The 2,122-nt window shown below is 40.6% G+C and carries 2 protein-coding genes; one reads left to right on the forward strand and one right to left on the reverse strand.

Translation table 11 applies throughout. The features are described 5' to 3' along the window. Positions 1-84: 84 nt before the first annotated feature. Complete coding sequence (locus tag K6Y21_RS21005) at positions 85-582, reverse strand: hypothetical protein (RefSeq protein WP_233073903.1); 498 nt, start codon at positions 580-582, stop codon at positions 85-87. 389 nt (positions 583-971) lie between these two features. Between K6Y21_RS21005 and K6Y21_RS21010 the strand changes: the two genes are divergently transcribed. Next, the gene (locus K6Y21_RS21010) at positions 972-1,628 is read left to right on the forward strand and encodes an inovirus Gp2 family protein (protein ID WP_233073904.1); all 657 of its coding nucleotides are present in this window, start codon (positions 972-974) and stop codon (positions 1,626-1,628) included. Positions 1,629-2,122: the final 494 nt, after the last annotated feature.

Genomic DNA, 2,122 nt, shown 5'->3' on the forward strand with positions numbered 1-2,122 from the left:
CGATAAAGCAGGATATTAGCGAAAAAGATAGCTTAGCAGCCAAGCGTAGAAAGTCAGGTTGGTCCGGCGAATATCGTTCAAAGATTATATTTGGTTAAAAGTTGAACAAAGTGGAATCCCGCCCTGATTTAAGTCTAACTTTCTTGTAGTTGTTAACAGAGGGGAGCGAGAATCTTTGTCTTTTTGTATGCAAGAATCAATATAGGGGTCAAAATGTTGAAAAATACGTCCATCATAACCATTTTTCATAGCCAAAAAGTGGTAGATGAATGAGCAAGCCCTAGTGTCACTTTCTATCCATTGAAAGGCTGATTTGGGTAGTTGGCCTGCAGCAGAAAACCGCTCTTTTAGCTGGTTGATAATTTCCGAATCTTTTTCTTGCCTTACACCTTCAAGGCTTGCTTCATCATTATTGTAAGTTTCCTTGTCAACGAAATTATGTAGGGAAGCGTTGAGAACTTCAATTGCCTCGCCAAGACTTTCACACGCGTAAAGGCTACTTGTGAGTCTGAGTGAGTATTTCTCATCAAGCTTTTCAGCGTAAAACAACGCTTCTCGCCAACTGTAAGGTTTAAGGTCCATATCATCCTTCCTTGAACTGAAATAGATCTCAATCCATTATGAATGAAATTAGACATAAAAAACGGATAAATATCACGTAATTATTACGTAACTTTAGCGTAGTGGATATTCTCTAGATACTTGCTAGACCGCAGTTAAACTGAGGGGTGTTCGGTTGTATCCTTGCATTACGCTGTTGATAACTACAGAGCGAATTACTCGGTGTTACGTATGTAATTTCTCAATTGCCATAGAAGAGGGAATCTCGTGACGGGATCGCTTCGATCGTGTTGGTATAGTTATATACATAGCTCTTAGTGAACATACCCTAGTATGGTCACGTAACGGTATCGTCACTAAAAAACTAATGCTGTTGATTATCTATGAGTGAAAACCATAGGTGATGAAAAATGAGCAAGAACCACTACAAGGGACTCCCTATCCAGGGGAGCGTTAAAGACTACAATGTAAGATACTTAGACCGAACATTAGACACGATGGATTACACCTTCGATGACTACAGGCGAGTTTATGCAGTGAGGATTGATCTCAAGTTACCACAGGCTCCTCACGAGCTTGATTGCTTGAGTAGAGATGAGATAATCAGCTACTGTCAGCTTAGAGATAGATTAATCTCTAGATTTGTTGAATCTATTAAGGCAAAAATAAAAGCGGCAGACCGTAGAGACCAAAAAATTAACAGGAGGGTATACCCTACTAACGTTCGCTTTATTTGGTGCAGAGAAAGAGATACTTCTGAAAATGACCACTTCCATGTAGCCTTATTACTGAATAAGGATAGGTTTTGCAGGTTAGGTGATTGGAAGAGTAGAGGGAGTCTGGCAGGTGTTATTATAGAATCTTGGGCAAGCGCTATTGATTTGGAATTTGATGATACACTTGGATTAGTACATTTTAGCAAAAATGGTGAGTATCGCCTAAATCAGAATGATCGAAATTTCAATCAGCAGTACTCTGAATTGTTCTATCGATTGAGTTACCTGGCAAAAAAACGTACCAAGCACTACGGTGAAGGAAGAAGAAACTTTGGCTGTAGTCAACGATAATAAAATAGGCTAGGGTGGTTCCTAGCCTTAATATAGTTAATCCCAAATGGAATCCCAACATTTGAAAACAACGTGAATAGGTGCAAACGCTGTTTCTATTACTGTCTCAGTGGTACCATAAATTAATTCTCTTGCAGCACCGACAATATCCCCATCGCAGATTTTATCGGTGGTATTAGATATTGTTTTACCAGCGCCATTAATACAAGACTCAAGAGGTTTAGAGACCAAGTCGCCAGGGGTACCAATAACGGTGTTGACTCTATCTGGCAGTCCAAGAGTTTCACCTGCGGCCTTAGCAAGGGTAGAGCCGATGGTAACAATGCCAATAGGCCCCTTAGCTAGATCTGCCGCTCCACGCCCAAGAGTAAGCGCTTAATTAACCAGTTAAGTGCTAATCTGCTCCAGTGATTTCAACATTCCACGGCATAAGATCCGCCATATCAACAGCAGGATCTCGTTTTGGCAGCTCGCTGAATAAATGCCGGAAGTAA

The organism is Motilimonas eburnea (assembly GCF_021295345.1).
Taxonomy (GTDB): Bacteria; Pseudomonadota; Gammaproteobacteria; order Enterobacterales; family CBDFNC01; genus Motilimonas; species Motilimonas eburnea.

Coding starts and splice junctions, on each gene's coding strand:
- K6Y21_RS21005 (WP_233073903.1), bottom strand. CDS start 582: ATGGACCTTAAACCTTACAGTTGGCGAGAAGCGTTGTTTTACGCTGAA.
- K6Y21_RS21010 (WP_233073904.1), top strand. CDS start 972: ATGAGCAAGAACCACTACAAGGGACTCCCTATCCAGGGGAGCGTTAAA.